Raw genomic sequence first — 18,034 nt, forward strand, 5'->3', positions numbered from 1 at the left:
CGCGTTGTTACGCGGCGGTACGATCTTCGACTTGGTTCATCAGCGCGAAGATCGCATCCGCGCCCGTCGAGCCGCGCATCTTCTCGCACAACATGCGATCGCGCAGCAGGCGCGAAACTTTCGCCAGCGCTTTCAAATGATCGGCGCCGCAATCCGACGGCGCCAACAACAAGAACACGAGATCCACCGGCTGCTCGTCGATCGAGTCGAAATCGATCGGGCGTTCCAGGCGCGCGAACACGCCATAGACGCGATCGAGCGCGGGAATTTTACCGTGCGGAATTGCGATTCCATGGCCAATGCCCGTCGTGCCGAGCCGCTCGCGTTCGAGCAGCACGTCAAAGATGACGGATTCGTCTTGGCCAGTGAGATCGGCGGCTTTGCGAGCCAGCTCTTGAAGTACCTGCTTTTTCGAGCCGGCCTTCAAACTCGGGATCACGCAATCAGGCGTGAGATGGTTCAACAGCATTCGGTCATTGCGCCGCCTGGGTTCAGGCAGCGCGCCCTTTGTTGCTCGTCGGATCGACCCATCCAACGTGCCCGTCGGGACGTCGGTAGATCATGTTCAGTTCGCCGTGTGCACCGTTTCGGAAGAGTAAAGCCGGCAGCTCGCCCAGATCCATTCGCATGACCGCTTCAGCAACGGACATCGTATCGATCCGAGTCTGCATTTCAGCAATTACAACCGGTTCAGTGCCTTCAGCCTCGATTTCGGCTTCGTCGGCGTCCGCCTCAATTACACGTTCGCGGGCCGGGAGGGAGTCGGGTGCGACCTTGTGGTCACTCGAGGCATGGTGTGCTTTCAACCGCCGCTTGTAGCGGCGCAGGCGTTTGCCAACCTTCTCGGCCGCGGCGTCGAACGCCGGATAGATCTCGGTCGCCTCGGCACCAGCCTGCAGCAGCATGTTGCGACCAACATGCACCGAAATATCAGCACGATAGAGATAGGCGTCTTGGGACAAGACCACGGTCGCTTCGATCGGGTTGCTGAAGTATTTTCCAGCAACGCCGCCGAGTTGCTCAGTCACGTAAGCGCGTAACGAGTCGCCTACGTCGAGCTGCTTCCCCTTGATGGTGAGATGCATATTTCCAGCGGTTTCGTCGCTCCCGGGGGCGTAACGCCGAACGGCATTAAACGTGCCGGCAAGAGCCATTCGAAGATGGCCGTGAGGGTCTGAAGTGTCAAGAATTGCGCCTATCGGCCACCGGGCCCCAACCGCCCGCATTCTGGTCATCCGCCTGTCCGCATTCGGCGACATCGTGCTGGCGTTTCCGGCCTTTCAGGCGATCCGCCGCCATCATCCCGATGCCCACATCACCTTCCTGACCACCGCCCCGTTTGCCGCGCTGGCCAAGCGTGCGCCTTGGTTCGACGAGGTCTGGATCGACGACCGGCCGCGCTGGCGGGATCCGCTGGGTTGGCTTCGGCTCCGCCGTCGCCTGCGCGAGGGTCGGTTCAACCGCGTCTACGACCTCCAGACCCAGGGACGGACCAACCTTTATTTCCGCCTGTTCTGGCCTGGCCCGGTCCCGGAATGGTCGGGCATCGCGCCCGGCGCCTCGCACCCCCATCGCGATCCCAAGCGCACGACGCTGCATGCCAGCGACCTCTATGCCGGCCAGCTCCGCGACGCGGGGATCGCGCAGGTCCCGCCCGCCGATCTCGGCTGGCTCGATGCCGACCTGGCCCGGTTCGAGCTGCCGCCGCGCTTCGCGCTGCTGGTGCCCGGCGCTGCTGCGCACCGGCCGGAGAAGCGCTGGCCCGCCGAACGATATGGCGAGGCCGCGGTGGCGCTGGCGGCCCAGGGATTGGTGCCCGTGATTTTGGGTGGGGCCAGTGAGGTCGAGGCGGCCCGGGTCATCTGCGCTGCCTGTCCGGGCGCCCGCGACCTGACGACGCGGACCGACCTGTTCGAAATTGGGGCGCTAGCCCGGCGCGCTGTCCTCGCGATCGGCAACGACACCGGCCCGATGCATCTGATCGCGGCCGCCGGTTGTCCCTCCATCGTGCTGTTTTCACACGCTTCCGATCCGGCGCGCGCCGCACCGCGTGGGGCCGCAGTTACAATTTTACGCGTCCAGGATTTGCGCGGGCTTTCGACTGAAGCAGTCCTGAAAGCACGACCTGGCGACGGGACGGCCGGCGCGAATACAACGTCCGAATAGTGGTTACAATTTGCGTCTATCGGCTATGAGTGTGTCCCCCACGACACGTTCTGGCCCCAGATGCGCTCCTCCGATCCTCTGCAAAATCTGCCATCGCAAACGCCGATGGCATCTCGCGGCCGGACACGCCCTGCATGGCGCGCGCCGCGCATGCCGCGCACCGGCGCCGAACAGGCTGGGCCGGCCACGCAGGCGGATGAGGAGTCGGTCCTCAACTTCGCACCCAATCTCGAACCGGGTTCGCGGCTGATCGATATCGAGCAGGCATTCCGCGCTGGCCTGACGCGGGTGCCCGACGGTTTCCGGATCGCGTCGCCCGCATCGTTCGCGACTGTGCTGGGCGTGTCGCCGCTGCGCTGCGCCGATGCGTTGCGCGTGCTGGTCGAACAAGGATTGGTACGTCCCGACGGCGACCGTTTCGTCGTCGTGCGCGCACACGAAGCGACTGCAGCGCCGGCGCGCTACGCATCGATCGAAGAACATTTGCCGCCCGGCCACGCCTTCGAACCGTTCGGCCGCCCGAGCCCGCGCGATCATCGCCCGTTGGCACCTGGACAAACGGCGCTCGACTTGTTTCCGGCAGCAGCGTGGGCGCGGTTTGAAACCCGCACCATTCGCATGTTGGGTTCGGGCGTGTTGCGCGCCGCCGATCCGATCGGCTTCCGTCCATTGCGCGAAGCGATTGCAAGCTGGCTCAGCGATCAACGCGGCGTGCGCGTCGCAGCCGACGAGTTGGTTCTGTTCGGATCGCGCCAACAAGCGCTGGTCGCGGTGCTCGGCGCCTTTGCCGACATGGGCAATCAAATCTGGCTCGAAGATCCTGCCGATCACGTGCAATTGCGCGCACTCGACGCGTTGCGTTTGCGCGCGGTGCCGATTGGCCTTGGCCGCGACGGCATCGAACAAGAACTGGCCGAGGAAATTGCGCCCGGCGCACGCGGCGCGCTGGTTTCGCCGTCGTTGCATTTCTTCGACGAGTCCGGCGTCGCGCACGATGCGATGGACGGACTCGATCGTTGGGCGCAAGCGCATGACGGTTGGGTCGTTGCCGACGAACGCGGCGGCGGGTTTGCGCTGACCGACGTCAAAAAGCGCGCACGTAGCGCGCGCACCATCGTGGTCGGTTCATTTGCCTCGATCGCGTTTCCCGGCCTGCCGATCGCATGGGCATGGTGCCCGGATGAAATTCGCAACGAGGTGATCGAACGTCGCTTCGCGATGGACGAGCCGGGCTCGATGCTGATGCAGGCGAGCTTCGCCGACATGATGGCGTCAGGCGCATTCGGCGAACATCTGACGCGCCTCAAAAGCGCGGTCGAAGAACGTCTCGCGGCCCTGCTCGACGGGTTGGGCGCCGCTTGGCAAGGACGGTTGCGCAGCAATCCTGCCGGCTTGGTCGCAACGTTGGAACTTGCGTCGTCGGGATCGGACGTCGCCGTCGCGCAAGCAGCGCAGGAACAGGGGCTTGGTGTTGCCGCCTTGTCGGCGATGACCGCCGGGGCGCGCGTGCAACGTGCGTTGGTGTGCGGTTTCGCCGGCACCAATGCGACGCAAACCTATCGTGCTGCGCAAAAGTTGGCCGAACTTCTCGATCGCAACAGCGCGGCACCGCGCGCGCGCTAAATTCAGACAAAGAAAAAGCCGGCAGAGCGAGCTCTGCCGGCTGAGTTCTCGGAAGGCCCGTGTTTGCACACGGGCCTTCTTCGTTTCGATTAGAACTTAATCGTCGCGCCGGCGAAGAACGCACGGCCGATCGGATCATACGCACCGCCGCCACCGGTCGTGACCGGGAACGTCGAGTACGAACCACCCTGATACGAGCCCTGATACAGGAACGCGTACTGCGGCGGCTTCTTGTCCGCGAGATTGTTGATGCCACCAAAGAACGTCAGGTTGCGCCAACGATATTTGGCCGACAGGTCGTGGTACCAGAAGGTCGGGATGTTGTGGAAATCCGCAACTTCGTTCGACGCATTCGGGAACATTTCCGACTCGCCGATGAAGCGGCTCTGCCAGGTAACCGACAGCGCATCCCAATCCCACACGGCACGGAACGTGCCACGGAGATGCGGATAGCCAACGGTGCCTGCGCGATACAGCTTCGACGACAGATCGGCCGGGTTCTGGATGATGATGTTCTCCGGGTTCCACGTGCCGTCGAAGCCGACGGTGAGGTCGCCGTAGTTCTTCAGACCAACGCGGTCCAGACCGAACGAGTACTGCACGCCGAGGTCGAGACCGCGGGTGAGTTCCTTGCCGATGTTCTGAACCGTACCGTTGATACGGAAGATTTCACCCGAGCCAGCACGACGCGTGATGGCACCGCAAGCAACCGGATTGCCCGTATCGTAGCAAGCACGGATGAGCGAGTTCGCATCCAGCGACGCCTGACCGTTGGTGATACGAACCCACCAATAGTCAGCCGTGACCGTCAGACCCGGAACGAAGGTCGGCGTGAACACAACACCAGCGGTGAAGGTCGAACCGATTTCCGGCTTCAGAGCGGGGTTACCACCGGTACGAACCGACGGGTTGCTGAAGTTACGCGAGTCGAAACCGACCGGCACGCCGTTGGCACGGCAGTTTGCCGTACGGTTCGGGTTGTTGCCGATATCGGTGATCGAGCAGACGTCCAGAACGCCGAGGAAGTTATCGCCAGCCGGCGAGAACAGATCGTCGAGGTTCGGAGCGCGAACCGCACGAGCCACGCCACCGCGAACCTTGACGTCGTCATTGATCGCCCAGACCGCGCGAGCGTTCCAGGTGTTCGCCGAACCCGACGTCGAGTACTTCGAGTAGCGATAGGCCAGGTCGAGGTCGACCGCCTTCGCGAACGGCAGGTCACGCAGAACCGGAATGCCGAGTTCGAGGTACGCTTCACGCGAAGTGTACGAACCCGTCGGACCGACGTTCTGGTTGCCGTAGATGAAACCCGAGCCCTGCTGAGCCAGGTAGTCGGTGTTGTCGGTGCCGTATTCACGACGCCATTCGACACCAGCTGCGAAGCTGAGCGGCGCAACGGTGCCCGAGAACGGCGTGCGATACTTGAAGATATCGCCCGACAGGTTGGCGCCGGCGCTCTCTTGGATGAGCGTGGCGATTTCCTTGGTGATGACGTGAGCGTAGTTGTACTGCGCCTGCGTCAACGGACCGACCTTGAACGGATTGATCGGCACGCAACCTGCTGCCTGCGCAGCCGGGTCACGGCAGACGATCTGGCCCGACGTCGGATCAACCGCAGCATCGAGCTGCTGATTGATACGTGCAGTCACGCGATCCTTGTTGAGCAACGAAGTCTGGTTACGGCCGTAGTCGTAGAAGGCTTCGTACTTCCAGCCGTTCTGCAGTTCACCGTTAAAGCCGGTGACGGCGCGGAACACCTGGTACTCGTAGTGATATTCGCGCTGACCGCCCCAGTCGTTGTTCAGACGAGTGAACTGGAACGTGCCTGCGCCGGTGATGCCGGCGCCAGCCAGCAACGCACGTGCGTCGGCCGGCAGATACGGGTTGTCAGCACGAGCGACCAGCGAACCGGTGCCCGAGATGCCGTCCGTACCGTTGCCCGTCGGAGCCGTACCGGTGCCGTTGGTGAACGGCGTCGATTCGGTTGCACCGCGCGAGTCGGCGTACTTCACGTCCGCGAAGAAGTTGATCGTCTTCACGAAGCCGAGGTTTTCGGCGAGCTGGTAGTTGATCAGCGTGTTGGCAACAACGCGCGTGTTCGGAACGCGCAGCGTCAGGTACTGCGACGTCTCAGCGCCGTCACCACCGATCGCCTGCGCGTCACCGACCGAGGTCGTGTTGGTCGGCGTACCGTTCGGCAGGAAGCCACGGTTGAACGGAACGATGCCCGTGCCGTCCGGCTTGAACGCGAACGTGTACTGCGAACCAGCACCACGGAGCGCGGTCTTGATGACCGGAGCGCCAGTGGCGGCAACCGTCGACGAGACGGTCGGACGGTACGACAGACGATCGAAGATGCCGTCGGTCGCGCTCTTGCTGGCCGGGTTGGTCAGCAGGCTGATGTTCTGCGTCGCGAAATCGCGATCGCGGCCGAACAGGCCCTTGTCGTTGTTGTAGTCGAAACCGAACGTGATGTTGCCACGGCCGTTGCCGACATTCACACCGAACACGCCGTTCGTGTTGAACGCGTGATAACCACCGTGTTCCGATTCTTTGATTTCGGAGGTGATTTCGGCGCCTTCATAATTCTTTTTCAGAATGATGTTGACGACACCGGCGACAGCGTCAGCGCCGTAGACGGCCGAGGCGCCGCCCGTGACAACTTCAACGCGATCGATCAGCGACGGCGGAATCTGGTTCAAGTCGACCAGCGACGTGCCGCCCGAGCCGTTACGGCCCGACAGCGAACCAACGTGACGCTTACCGTCAACCAGGGTCAGGGTGCGGTATTCACCCAGGCCGCGCAGGTTGGCGAAAGACACGCCGGCGCCGTTGATGAAACGGTTCGACGTCGACATCGTCAGGTTGTTCTGCGTTTGCGGCAGCTGATTGATGACGTCGACAGTGGTCGTCAGACCGAGCGATTGGATCGTCTCGGCATTCACGACTTGGACCGGGTTCGGCTGCGTCAGGTTCGGACGCGCAATGCGCGAACCCGTAACAACGATTTCCTCGGTCGAGGTCGTGGTCGTCGTCTGCGCAGAGGCAGACGTCGCCAGCGCCATAAGCGACAACGTCGCTACGGAGCTGAAAAGGGCCGTTCGACGAATCGAACGACCGGCGAAGCTTCGGTTCATTATATCCCCACTAGATCCACGGGAACCCGGTTGCCGCATTGACTGGGCACCGGATGAGCCAACCGAAGGTTCGGCAGAGGATGGGTCAACGCGCGCGGGCTTCGGCCGCGGTGCACGGCGCAAACCTGTGGCCGCGAGGCACCGCCATTGCGTGGCCGAGGCGGTTTTAGGCCTCCCCTAGAGTGACATCCACGCCACGATTACGGGCTCGTCACTCTGTTGCAGTGAAGACACATATCGACGTCAGGTCGGAAGCTGAGTCGCGGGATTCGGGGGCGAAAGGTCTTCGTAGAGCGCCTGGGCTTCGACCGCGGGACCGCGCCGTTCGCCCAAAGCCCGCACCCGGATGACCCGCACATGGCGTCCGAGCGCAAAGGTCAGGACCTGACCGGGACGGACCGAGCTGGCCGGCTTGGCGCCCGGGCGGCCATCGATCCGGACGCCCCCGGCCACGATCAATTCGGCCGCCATGGATCGGGTGCGGCAGAACCGGGCCTGCCACAGCCATTTGTCGAGCCGGATGGTCCTGCCGAATTTGCCCTGATCGTCCGTCATTCGTCTCCGCGCTGTTTGTCTCGACGCAGCATCTGCAACGACGCAAACGGACCATCGACAGGCAGCGTTCCCCGCCGCGCGTTGTTGGCGCGCGGCCGCCGCATCCGCCGAAAGCGCGCGCCGTTTTCGTCGACGATCTTGCGCCAACCCAGCGCGATCACAACCGACTCTGCGTCGCTCAATGCGCAACCGAGACGTCGCGACCAAGCTGGATCAGGCGCCAATGTTCCATCCGGTTTGGTGGCGCGGATCAATGTCTGCGCAAACCGGTCGAGCACGTCGACGCGCACCGCGCGTGTACCCGCCAGCGGCCAGCCGATCGCGTCGTAGAACCCCGCCGGCACGTCGCGATCGGCGGCAATCGAAACCGGCCCCATCGGTAAGGACGGCAACACATCGCGATAGTTGGAAAAGATGCGCCACAGCACGCGTTTCAGCGTTGCCGCCGCCGGCTTTCCAGCACTGGTCAGATAGACATGCTCGGCGCCGATCGCGACACCCAATGCGCGCAGCGCCGTGCGCGCTGTCTTGTCCATTGCGTGCAGTTGCGTTTCGACCTGCGTGCGCGGAACCAGGCCCAGCGCGCGCACCAATTCCCACGCGACGCCGCGCGCTGCACCGTCCAACTGCGCATCCGACAGTTTCGCCAGCGCGCTCAAGCGGCGCGCAACTTCGCGCGCGATCCAGCTTTCGACGCGTGCATTGACGCGTTGTGCTTCGGCAGTACCAAGCAACTCGCTCGACAGTGCGCGCACGCGCGGCTGCAACGGCGTCGTGCCTTGCGTCAATTGCGCGACCGGATGTTCGCGCCAGCGGACGGCGCCATCTTCGTCGAGCGTGAAGTTGCTGTCGTCATCGCTTTCGAGCGCCGCGATGCGCCGGCGCATTTCTTCGCGCAGCGCGCGGCGCGCGGCGCTCAGCACGGCGCGACCGTCTTCGACCTGGGCGACGGGATCGGGGGTGAATCGCAACCCTTCCAGCTTGCCGACCGGGTGGCCTTCGACCACCACCGCACCGTCCGGCGTCACGCCTGCGAGCAAATCACCGCCGTCGCTGAGAAGCTTGGCTAACGCCGAGGAACGGCGATCGACGAAGCGTTGCGTCAGACGTTCGTGCAGCGCGTCCGACAAACGATCTTCGATACCGCGCGTCAGCTCCTGCCAATGGGCGGGATCGGGCGTCCAGTCGATGCGATGCGAGACATAGGTCCAGGTGCGCACATGCGCGATGCGTTGCACCAGCGTATCGATGTCGCCATCAACGCGATCGAGCCGCGCAACCTGATTGGCGATCCAATCCACTGGAAGTCGTCCCGACGCCGATGACAGATGTTTGAACATTTGCGCCAGCAGACGCGCATGCGCATCCGACATGACTTTGCGGAAGTCGGGCACCTGGCAGACTTCCCACAACAGCCGCACGCGATCGCGCGTCGTTGCAATCCGTTCGATCTCCTCGTCGCGCGACAATGCTTGCAGCGCGATCTGGTCGTCGGCTGGACGCGCGCGCATCAACGCGGCTGCGGGCGAGCGCGCGTCGAGACTTTTCAGCAGCGCCGTGGGCGACCGGAAATCGAGATCGCTGTTGCGCCAATAGAGATGTTTCAGCGTATCGAAATGATGCGTTTCGACTTTCTCGATCAGCTCGGGATCCAGCTCGCCGGCGTCGCCGGTCGTGCCGAACGTACCGTTGCTCATATGCCGGCCGGCGCGGCCCGCAATCTGGCCGATTTCTGACGGGGTCAGCCGCCGCGACTGGTTGCCGTCGAATTTGTGCAGCCGTGCAAACGCGACGTGATCGACATCCATGTTGAGACCCATGCCGATCGCATCGGTCGCAACCAGATAGTCGACCTCGCCCGATTGATACATCGCGACTTGCGCGTTGCGCGTGCGCGGGCTGAGCGCGCCAAGCACGACGGCGGTGCCGCCACGCTGGCGCCGGATGACTTCGGCGGTCTCGTACACTTCGGCGGCGCTGAAGGCGACGATCGCCGAACGCGGCGGCAAGCGCGTGACTTTCTTGTGCCCCGCGTAGCTGAGCGTCGAGAGACGCGAGCGCGTGACGAATTCCGCGCGCGGCACCAGACGCTGCAGCAACGGACGGATCGTGTCGGCGCCGAGAAACAGCGTCTCGTCGAGCCCGCGTGCGTGCAGCAACCGGTCGGTGAAAATATGGCCGCGATCGGGATCGGCGCAGAGTTGGATTTCATCGACCGCAAGACACGCGACTTCGCGTTCGAGCGGCATCGATTCCACGGTGCAGATCCACCAGCGCGCATACGGCGGGATGATTTTTTCTTCGCCGGTGACCAGCGCCACCGCGTTGGCGCCTTTGAGCCGCACCACCCGGTCGTAATTTTCACGCGCCAGCAGACGCAGCGGAAATCCGATCATGCCGCTGGCGTGCGCCAGCATCCGCTCGATCGCGAGGTGGGTTTTGCCAGTGTTGGTGGGGCCGAGGATCGCGACGACCCGGCCCGCAGACGGTGCCATTCCCCCCAAGTGAGGCCGAATCCCCGCCCGAGCAAGTGTGTGGACGAATTGGCGAATTCCCGTGGCGGCTACGGAATAAGTTCCGTAGCCTGGGGCCATGAAGTCGATCCTGGTTGCCAATTCCAAGGGCGGTTGCGGGAAAACGACCATCGCAACGAGCCTGGCCGGTGCCTTCGCGGACGCCGGCAACAACGTGCTTCTCGCCGATGCCGACCGGCAGGGCTCCAGCCTTGCCTGGACCAAGTCGCGTCCGGCGCACCTCGCCCCGATTCAATCGGCCGACTGGTCGAAGCGGATCGGGACCATCCCGAAAGGGCTGCACTACCTGATCATCGACGGGCCTGCGGGCATCCGGGAGACCCAGGTCGAGGCGCTGCTGGATACGGTCGACATCATCGTGATGCCGGTCCTGCCCTCGGTCTTCGACCAGAATGCGAGCCAGGAGTTCCTGTCCAAGCTGGACGAGCTGAAGCCGATCCGGCGCAACAAGAAGCCCATCGCCATCGTCGGCAACCGGGTCCGGGCCTATACCCGGGCCGCCCAGCGCCTGGACGAGTTCCTGGCCGAGCTGGGCCATGACGTTCTGACCCGCCTGCGCGAGTCGAGCTTCTATCCAGAGGCGGCGGCCCGCGGCATGACGATCTTCGATATGGGCGACATGCGCAGCGAACTGGTCCGCGAGGACTGGGACCCGCTGATCAGCTTCATCGAAGACCGCAAATAAGCGGAACCCGCCCCTCCCCGCTCCGGTTCGTTGGACCAAGAGCGTAGTTCGGAGGAGGCATTTCAGATGCGAAGCGGAGCTTCAGTGGCCATCGTCGCGCTGGTCGCGATCGTGTTGGTCGGGTTTTTCCTGTTGTTCTCGGGTGGGCGCACCACGGCTCCGGCCGGGGCACCCCATACCGCGACCAGCAGCCCGGCCGGTTCGACCGGATCCAGTGCGATCGAGCGCAAGACGGAGACCACCACCACGACGAGCCCAAGCGGCCCGTCCCAATCGACGACGAGCAGCACAACGACCACGACTCCGGCCAAATAACCCCCGGAATCAGGTTCGAATTGACAGGGCGGGGGCGCGTCTCTATAGACGCGCCTTCGTTTTTTCGACCCCGTTCCTTGAAGGATAGAAGCCGTGAAGCGGACCTATCAGCCCAGCAAAATCGTGCGGAAACGCCGCCATGGCTTCCGTGCGCGCATGGCGACCGCCAATGGTCGTCAGGTGCTGGCGCGCCGTCGGGCCAAGGGGCGCAAGAAGCTCTCGGCCTAAGTTCTTTGCCGTGCCCGCGGAAATCCCCGTCGGCCGGCTCACGAGGCGTCCCGAGTTCCTTGCCGTCGCGGCCACCCGCTCCAAAGGCGTGGCCCACGGCCTGATCGTACAGGCCCGCCGGCGCGAGGATGACGCGCTCCGGGTCGGTTTCACCGTCACGAAGAAGATCGGCAATGCCGTGACCCGCAACCGCGCCAAGCGCCGGTTGCGCGCCTTGGCGCGTCAGGTCCTGCCCAGCACCGCGCTCCCCGGCCACGACCTGGTCCTGATTGCCCGCGCCGATGCGCCGACTCGGGACTTCGCCGCGCTCGAGGCTGATCTACGCCACGCGCTGCAGCGGGCCGGGGCGTCACGATGAGCCCGTTCGCCGCAGTCCTGCGAATCCCGATCCGGGCTTACCAACTCCTGCTGTCGCCGATGCTGGGCCCGAATTGTCGGTTCGAACCGACCTGCTCGTGCTACGCACTCGGCGCGTTGGAAGAGCACGGCGCGCTTCGCGGCAGTTGGCTGGCGCTGAAGCGTGTCAGCCGCTGCCACCCGTATGGCGGCGCCGGGTTCGACCCGGTACCGCGCAAAACCGTCTGAATTCCGCGCTGCGTTCTGCAGCGCCTTCTTCAAGAGATCACCTGAAGCCATGTCTGCACCGCGCAACTCCGAACAGCGCAACCTGATCATCGCGGTCGTGCTGTCGCTGCTGATCTTCGCCGGGTTCCAGATTTTCTTCGAAGCCCCGAAGCAACAGCGGCAACGCGAACAGCAAGCGCAACAGCAGCTGGCCGTCGAACAGGCCGCCGGTCAGAAGCAGGTGCAAGGCGCCCAGCTGACCGACGTGAAGCCGGCACCGACGACAGCGAAGTCGCGCGACGAAGCACTGCGCGCAGCACCGCGCGTCAAAGTGCAGACGCCCGCGCTGCACGGTTCGGTGTCGCTTGTCGGCAATCGCATCGACGATCTGCGCCTTGCGAAATATCGCGAACAGGTCGATCCGAATTCACCCGACGTGACGTTGCTGTCGCCGGGCGGAACCGAGCATCCCTACTACGCTGAGTTCGGTTGGATCGGCGAAGGCAAGCTGCCCGACGTAACGACGGAATGGAAAGGCGGCGACGCCAACGGAACGCTGGAACCCGGCAAGCCGCTGGTGCTGAGCTGGGACAACGGCGAGGGCCTGGTCTTCGAACGCAAAGTCGAAGTCGATCAGGATTATCTCTTCACCGTCACGCAACGCGTCACCAACAAGACCGACAAGCCGGTGTCGTTGACGCCGTTCGCGCTGGTGTCGCGCCAGAACCCGGCATCGACGCAGGCCTACACTGTGCTGCACGAAGGTCCGCTCGGTATTCTCGACAGCAAGCTCGAGGAGAAGTCGTACGACGACATCAAGAAGAAGGGCGTCGAGCACAGCAGTACAGGCGGCTGGATCGGCTTCACCGACAAATATTGGCTGGTCGTCGCCGTGCCGCCGTCGGACGCAAAAGTCAGCGCCCGTTTCAGCTACGCCAGCGAAGCAGGGCGCGATCTGTACCAGGCCGACTATGCCGGTCAGAAAGTCACGCTGGCACCGGGCGAAAGCGCGTCGTCGGCCGAACGTCTGTTCGCCGGCGCCAAAGAAGTGCGCACGCTGACGCGCTACGAAGACGAGCAGAAGATCGATCGTCTCAGCGACTCGGTTGATTGGGGTTGGTTCTTCTTCCTGACCAAGCCGTTCTTCTACGGCTTGGAAACGCTGTTCAAACTGGTCGGCAATTTCGGCGTCGCGATTTTGATCTTCACGGTCATCGTGCGCTTGTTCGTCTTCCCGGTTGCCAATGCGGGCTTCCGCTCGGCCAACAAGATGAAAGACCTGCAGCCCAAGCTGACCGCGCTGAAGGAACGCCACAAAGACGACCCGACCAAGTTCCAGCAAGAAATGATGGCGCTCTACAAGCGCGAGAAGATCAATCCGGCGTCGGGCTGTCTGCCGATCCTGATTCAGATCCCGATCTTCTTCGCGCTGTACAAGGTGCTGCTGGTCACGATCGAAATGCGGCACGCGCCGTTCTTCGGTTGGATCCACGATCTGTCGGCACCCGATCCGACGACGATCTTCAATCTGTTCGGTTTGATTCCGTGGGCGCCGCCGGCGTTCCTGCTGCTGGGCGCGTGGCCGCTGCTGATGGGCGTCACGCAGTATTTCCAGATGAAGCAGACGCCGATGCCGGATCCGACGCAGCAGCGGATCATGCAGTTCATGCCGCTGATCTTCATGTTCATGATGAAGGACTATCCGGCCGGTCTCGCGATCTACTGGACCTGGACCAACATCCTGTCGATCGCGCAGCAGAAATATCTGCGCCGCGCGACGACGCCGAAGAAGCAGCCAGCTTGACCGACGCAACCGCAAACAACGCTGCGCGCATCGAAGCCGGCCGCTGGTTGTTTGCGCAGCGCTGCGATTTCATCGCGGGCGCTGTGTCGACCGAGGTGATGCCCGATGCGGGCCCGCCCGAGATCGCGTTCGCGGGCCGCTCGAATGTCGGCAAGTCGAGTCTGGTGAATTCGCTGACCGGCCGCACGACCTTGGCGCGTGTCAGCCACACGCCCGGCCGTACGCAGCAGGTGAACTTCTTCACGCTCGCCGACGACCGTATGCGGCTCGTCGATCTGCCCGGCTATGGCTATGCCAAAGTCTCCAAGCAGCAGCTCGCGGGCTGGACCGGTCTGATCAAGCTGTATCTCAAAGGCCGGTCGACCTTGCGGCGCGTCTGCCTGCTGATCGATTCGCGCCACGGCATCAAAGACGTCGACGCCGAGATCATGAAGATGCTCGACACGGCCGCGGTGCCGTACCGGATCGTGCTGACCAAAGCCGACGAGCCGAAGCCCGCCGAGCTTGCCGACATCATCGCCCAAGTCACCGAGACCGCGCGCAAACATCCGGCCGCCCTGCCCGAGCCGATCGTCACCAGCTCGCGCGACAAGCGTGGCGTCGAGGAGTTGCGCGCCGATCTGGCCGAGCTTCTCGCCAGCTAGCTTTCCCGCCGTTCCGCCGCTAGGAAGCGCGGACCTTCATCGGAGCGTCTTTCGACATGACCCGCCCCGTCATCAGCCCAGAAGCGTGGTTGGAAAAAGCAGCGACCCTGACCGAGGCGCTGCCGTTCATGCGTCGCTACAACGGCTCGACCTTCGTCGTGAAGTATGGCGGGCACGCGATGGGCGATCCCAGCGCCGGCCTCGCCTTTGCGCAGGACATCGTCCTGTTGAAGCAGGTCGGCATCAATCCGGTCGTGGTGCATGGCGGCGGGCCGCAAATCGGCCAGATGCTCGACCGGCTGCAGATCAAGTCGAGCTTCATCGACGGGCTGCGCGTCACCGATCAGGCTGCAGTCGACGTGGTCGAGATGGTGCTGGCCGGTTCGATCAACAAACAGATCGTGTCGTCGATCAACGCTGCCGGCGGTAAAGCGATCGGCATTTCGGGCAAAGACGGTGACCTGATCCAGGCGCGCAAATTGAAGCGCACTTACAAGGATCCGGATTCCAACATCGAGAAGGTGCTCGATCTTGGCTTCGTCGGCGAACCGCACACGATCAACGCCGAGATTCTTGAGACGTTCGAAGACTCAGATCTGATTCCGGTGATCGCGCCGATCGGCGTTGGCCCCAATGGCGAGACGTTCAACATCAACGCCGACACGACCGCAGGCGCGATCGCGGCCGCGATGGGCGCAACGCGCCTGTTCATGCTGACGGACGTCGCCGGCCTGCTCGACAAAGACAAGAACCTGGTCGAACACGCGACGGCCGACAAAGCGCGCGCGATGATCGCCGACGGCACGATTTCGGGCGGCATGATTCCCAAGATCGAAACCTGCCTCAACGCGGTCGATCACGGCGTCGACGCGGCCGTCATTCTCGACGGCCGCATCCCGCACGTTCTGCTGTTGGAAATCTTCACCCAGCATGGCGCCGGCACCTTGATCGGGCGCGGCTTCGGCTGACGCTTTAGGCGAGCTCGCGTTCGGCGAAGCTCTTCATTGCAGCGGCAAGCCAATCGGCTAGGCCCGGAGTGAACCCGTCATAGTGCGCACGAAACTGTTCGTGCTCGACATAGAGCTTGGCGAGTTCGCTGTAACTTATGCGCGTCGGCATGCGCGGCGCCCAGGACTGCGCCACCCAGTCATGGTGCCGTCGCACGGCCGCAAGAACACGCGGTTCGTCCGGCATTGCACCTTCGCGCGCGAGCACAGCAAGATCGCGCGTCAGCGCATCGCCTTCGTTCTTGATCGCCAATTGCTCGTCGCGCGACCAGCTTTGCCGTTTGGCGCGTGACTCTTCGATATGCGGCCGAATCTGTTCGCCGAACCGGTCGACCAGATCTTGTTCGAGCCGCGCCTGCGTTGCCGGGTCAAATCCATCAAAAAATCCACGTTCATCCATCACCGTTTCTCCTCGTAGGTCGGCGATGGTCGAATCGATCGTCCGCAGCAACGTCGCGAGCCGCGCGCCGCGTTGTTCAACTGCAAGACGGTGCGCCTGCAGCGCCGCGACCCGATCGGTCGACGACGCGTCCAGCAACCGCGCAATCTCGGTAAGTTTTACGTCGAGCTCGCGATACAGCAGAATCTGCTGCAGTCGCAGCAGTTCATCGCGGCCGTAATATCGGTAGCCATTGGCCCCAATCTCGGCCGGCCGTAACAGGCCGATCTCGTCGTAAAAATGCAGCGTCCGGATCGAGACTCCCGACCAGGATGCCACCTGCTTGACCGTGTATGTACGCGCGTTTCGTTCCATCGCGCTGATCGTCCTACGGCCTCACGCAACGTGAGGGTCAAGCCCTATTCGGCAGCGTCGCGCTCGTCGTCGAGCGCAAGCAACGGCGCCGTATCGGCACCCAATGCCCCACCGGGTTCGCTTTCGACGTTCTTGAGCGCACGCGAAATCGTGCGCGACTTGCGGCCGACTTCTTCGACCGTGTTCTGCGCGGTCGAAAGCTGCTTGCCGAGCTTTTCCCACAAGGTGCTGAACTTCTCGAACTCGGACTTGGTCGCGCCGAGGATCTTCCACACTTCGCCCGAACGCTGCTGGATCGCCAGCGTACGGAAACCCATCTGCAAACTGTTCAGCAGCGCCGTGAACGTCGTCGGTCCCGCAATCGTGACGCGGCAGCGCGTCTGAATGTCGTCGACCAGACCCGGGCGCCGGATCACTTCGGCGAACAGGCCTTCGGTCGGCAGATACATGATAGCGAAATTGGTCGTATGCGGCGGGCACACATATTTGTCCGAGATCTTTTTCGCTTCGTCGCGAATGGCGCGCTCGATCGCCTTGCCGTGCCGCTCGATCGCATCCGGATCAGCGGTTTCATAGGCTTCGAGCAGACGCTCGTAATCTTCTTTGGGAAATTTCGCGTCGATCGGCAGCCACACCGATTCTTCGTCGCCGGGCAAGCAGATCGCAAACTCGACCAGCTCGTTGGTGTCGGGCCGAACGCGCACGTTCGCCTTGTACTGTTCCGGCGCGAGGGTCTGTTCGAGCAACCAGCCGAGCTGAATTTCAGCCCAACCGCCGCGGCTTTTCACGTTGGTCAGCACGCGTTTCAGATCGCCGACACCGGTTGCGAGACTTTGCATCTCGCCCAACCCGACCTGCACTTTCTCCAGACGCTCGGACACAAGCCCGAAGCTGGCGGTCAAACGCGCTTCCAAAGTCGCGTGCAGCTTCTCGTCGACCGTCGCACGCATTTCCTCGAGCTTGGCGGCGTTGTTGACGTTGAGCGCTTCCAGCCGCTGCTCGACCACAAGCCGCACCGCTTCCAGCCGCTCGTCGACCGATTTGCGCAGCGCCTCTTGGCGGCGTTCGTCAGCTTCGCCACGCCGCGCCAGTTCGGCGCCGACGGTTTCCAGACGATCCTTCACGGTCTGGCCCAGCGCGGTCAGCTCTTCGCGCAGCGCCTGCGACGTCTCGCGCCCGCCACGCTGCAATTCTTCGCGCAGCGCCCGTAGATCCTCGCGCTGCGCCTGTTCGGCGCGCATACCCGCCGCCTCGATCCGCACTAGCCGTTCGGTCGCAGCCGCATAGCCGCTGCCGCCGCGTAGGCGCAGCAGCGCCAGCACGATCAGCACCACCAAAAGCGCGATTTCCACCCACTCGATCATCGGCCATGTTCCAGCTTCGTTCCTGCCGACTTTTACGCGCTCCATTTGAGTCGCACCAGCGCTCGTCTTGACGTTTGTTGGGGTCGCCGAGCGCTGCTCGTCTTGACCCGGAACGACCGCAGCCCCTATCTCCCGCGGCCATGACAGCCCGTCCGATCGTTCTCGCGCCCGACCCCGTCCTCAAGACCAAGGCCAAGCCCGTGCCCCAGGTCGACGACCGCGTGCGCGCGCTGATGCAGGACATGCTGGACTCGATGTACGAGCATCAAGGCGTCGGCCTCGCCGCCAACCAGATCGGCGTGCTGGATCGCGTGCTGGTGATGGACGTGGCGCCGAAAGACACGCCGCCGCAGCCGATGAAAATGGCCAACCCGGAAATCGTCGCGAAGTCGGACGAGACTGCGGTGAACCAGGAGGGCTGTTTGTCGATTCCGGATCACTATGCCGACGTCGAACGTCCGGCGCGCGTCACGGTCCGCTATCTCGACGAGAACAACGAACAGAAGACGCTGGAGGCCGACGGCTGGCTGGCGGTCTGCGTGCAGCACGAGATCGACCATCTCGACGGCGTGTTGTTCGTCGACCATCTGTCGGCACTGAAGCGCAACATGATCCTGCGCAAGATGACCAAGCTGAAGCGCAACCAAGACTGAG

The 18,034-nt window shown here is 63.4% G+C and carries 18 protein-coding genes; 10 read left to right on the forward strand and 8 right to left on the reverse strand.

The window, feature by feature from the left end:
- Positions 1-7: 7 nt before the first annotated feature.
- Together ptsN and hpf are read right to left on the reverse strand one after the other, a co-directional pair.
- The gene (gene ptsN / locus TMPK1_RS11290; RefSeq protein WP_420243110.1) at positions 8-469 is read right to left on the reverse strand and encodes a PTS IIA-like nitrogen regulatory protein PtsN; all 462 of its coding nucleotides are present in this window, start codon (positions 467-469) and stop codon (positions 8-10) included.
- Between the two features lie 22 nt (positions 470-491).
- Complete coding sequence (hpf, locus tag TMPK1_RS11295; protein ID WP_420243111.1) at positions 492-1,085, reverse strand: ribosome hibernation-promoting factor, HPF/YfiA family; 594 nt, start codon at positions 1,083-1,085, stop codon at positions 492-494.
- A gap of 94 nt (positions 1,086-1,179) precedes the next feature.
- On the opposite strand from hpf, the gene TMPK1_RS11300 reads away from it, so the two are divergent.
- A complete protein-coding gene (locus TMPK1_RS11300; protein ID WP_420243112.1) occupies positions 1,180-2,166 on the forward strand; it encodes a glycosyltransferase family 9 protein in 987 nt (328 codons plus the stop codon).
- A 150-nt stretch (positions 2,167-2,316) separates the two neighbouring features.
- On the forward strand, positions 2,317-3,789 hold the full coding sequence (locus tag TMPK1_RS11305; RefSeq protein ID WP_420243113.1) for an aminotransferase-like domain-containing protein: 1,473 nt from the start codon (positions 2,317-2,319) through the stop codon (positions 3,787-3,789).
- A gap of 89 nt (positions 3,790-3,878) precedes the next feature.
- On the opposite strand, the gene TMPK1_RS11310 is transcribed toward TMPK1_RS11305, so the two are convergent.
- From TMPK1_RS11310 to TMPK1_RS11320, 3 genes are all read right to left on the reverse strand, one after another.
- Positions 3,879-6,854, reverse strand: a complete 2,976-nt coding sequence (locus tag TMPK1_RS11310) for a TonB-dependent receptor domain-containing protein (RefSeq protein WP_420243114.1) — start codon at positions 6,852-6,854, stop codon at positions 3,879-3,881.
- Between the two features lie 315 nt (positions 6,855-7,169).
- Complete coding sequence (locus TMPK1_RS11315) at positions 7,170-7,481, reverse strand: RNA-binding S4 domain-containing protein (RefSeq protein ID WP_420243115.1); 312 nt, start codon at positions 7,479-7,481, stop codon at positions 7,170-7,172.
- Positions 7,478-9,976, reverse strand: coding sequence for a helicase-related protein (locus tag TMPK1_RS11320; protein WP_420243116.1), 2,499 nt, complete (start codon positions 9,974-9,976; stop codon positions 7,478-7,480). The genes TMPK1_RS11315 and TMPK1_RS11320 overlap by 4 nt, the downstream gene beginning before the upstream one ends.
- Positions 9,977-10,073: 97 nt before the next feature.
- On the opposite strand from TMPK1_RS11320, the gene TMPK1_RS11325 reads away from it, so the two are divergent.
- Complete coding sequence (locus TMPK1_RS11325) at positions 10,074-10,700, forward strand: ParA family protein (protein WP_420243117.1); 627 nt, start codon at positions 10,074-10,076, stop codon at positions 10,698-10,700.
- 62 nt (positions 10,701-10,762) lie between these two features.
- Here the strand turns inward: TMPK1_RS11325 and TMPK1_RS11330 are convergent, their stop codons facing one another.
- Complete coding sequence (locus TMPK1_RS11330; RefSeq protein ID WP_420243118.1) at positions 10,763-10,990, reverse strand: hypothetical protein; 228 nt, start codon at positions 10,988-10,990, stop codon at positions 10,763-10,765.
- 118 nt (positions 10,991-11,108) lie between these two features.
- On the opposite strand from TMPK1_RS11330, the gene rpmH reads away from it, so the two are divergent.
- The 6 genes from rpmH to argB are packed head-to-tail and all read left to right on the forward strand — an operon-like array spanning position 11,109 to position 15,223.
- Complete coding sequence (gene rpmH, locus TMPK1_RS11335; protein WP_420243119.1) at positions 11,109-11,243, forward strand: 50S ribosomal protein L34; 135 nt, start codon at positions 11,109-11,111, stop codon at positions 11,241-11,243.
- Between the two features lie 10 nt (positions 11,244-11,253).
- Positions 11,254-11,601, forward strand: coding sequence for a ribonuclease P protein component (rnpA, locus tag TMPK1_RS11340; RefSeq protein WP_420243120.1), 348 nt, complete (start codon positions 11,254-11,256; stop codon positions 11,599-11,601).
- Positions 11,598-11,828, forward strand: coding sequence for a membrane protein insertion efficiency factor YidD (yidD, locus tag TMPK1_RS11345; RefSeq protein WP_420243121.1), 231 nt, complete (start codon positions 11,598-11,600; stop codon positions 11,826-11,828). Before rnpA ends, yidD begins: the two co-directional genes overlap by 4 nt.
- 49 nt (positions 11,829-11,877) lie before the next feature.
- Entirely contained in the window at positions 11,878-13,611 is a 1,734-nt protein-coding gene (gene yidC / locus TMPK1_RS11350) for a membrane protein insertase YidC (protein ID WP_420243122.1), read from the forward strand.
- Positions 13,608-14,255: a ribosome biogenesis GTP-binding protein YihA/YsxC gene (yihA, locus tag TMPK1_RS11355; protein WP_420243123.1), complete on the forward strand. Its 648-nt coding sequence runs from the start codon at positions 13,608-13,610 to the stop codon at positions 14,253-14,255. The genes yidC and yihA overlap by 4 nt, the downstream gene beginning before the upstream one ends.
- Positions 14,256-14,311: 56 nt before the next feature.
- Positions 14,312-15,223: an acetylglutamate kinase gene (gene argB, locus TMPK1_RS11360; protein WP_420243124.1), complete on the forward strand. Its 912-nt coding sequence runs from the start codon at positions 14,312-14,314 to the stop codon at positions 15,221-15,223.
- Between the two features lie 4 nt (positions 15,224-15,227).
- On the opposite strand, the gene TMPK1_RS11365 is transcribed toward argB, so the two are convergent.
- Together TMPK1_RS11365 and TMPK1_RS11370 are read right to left on the reverse strand one after the other, a co-directional pair.
- Complete coding sequence (locus TMPK1_RS11365; RefSeq protein ID WP_420243125.1) at positions 15,228-16,016, reverse strand: MerR family transcriptional regulator; 789 nt, start codon at positions 16,014-16,016, stop codon at positions 15,228-15,230.
- 44 nt (positions 16,017-16,060) lie between these two features.
- Positions 16,061-17,380 (reverse strand): DNA recombination protein RmuC, encoded by a 1,320-nt coding sequence (locus TMPK1_RS11370; protein ID WP_420243126.1) that lies wholly within the window; start codon positions 17,378-17,380, stop codon positions 16,061-16,063.
- Positions 17,381-17,520: 140 nt separating this feature from the next.
- On the opposite strand from TMPK1_RS11370, the gene def reads away from it, so the two are divergent.
- Entirely contained in the window at positions 17,521-18,033 is a 513-nt protein-coding gene (def, locus tag TMPK1_RS11375; protein ID WP_420243127.1) for a peptide deformylase, read from the forward strand.
- Position 18,034: the final 1 nt, after the last annotated feature.

The sequence above is a fragment of the Roseiterribacter gracilis genome (genome assembly GCA_018332375.1).
GTDB lineage: Bacteria > Pseudomonadota > Alphaproteobacteria > BOG-932 > Roseiterribacteraceae > Roseiterribacter > Roseiterribacter gracilis.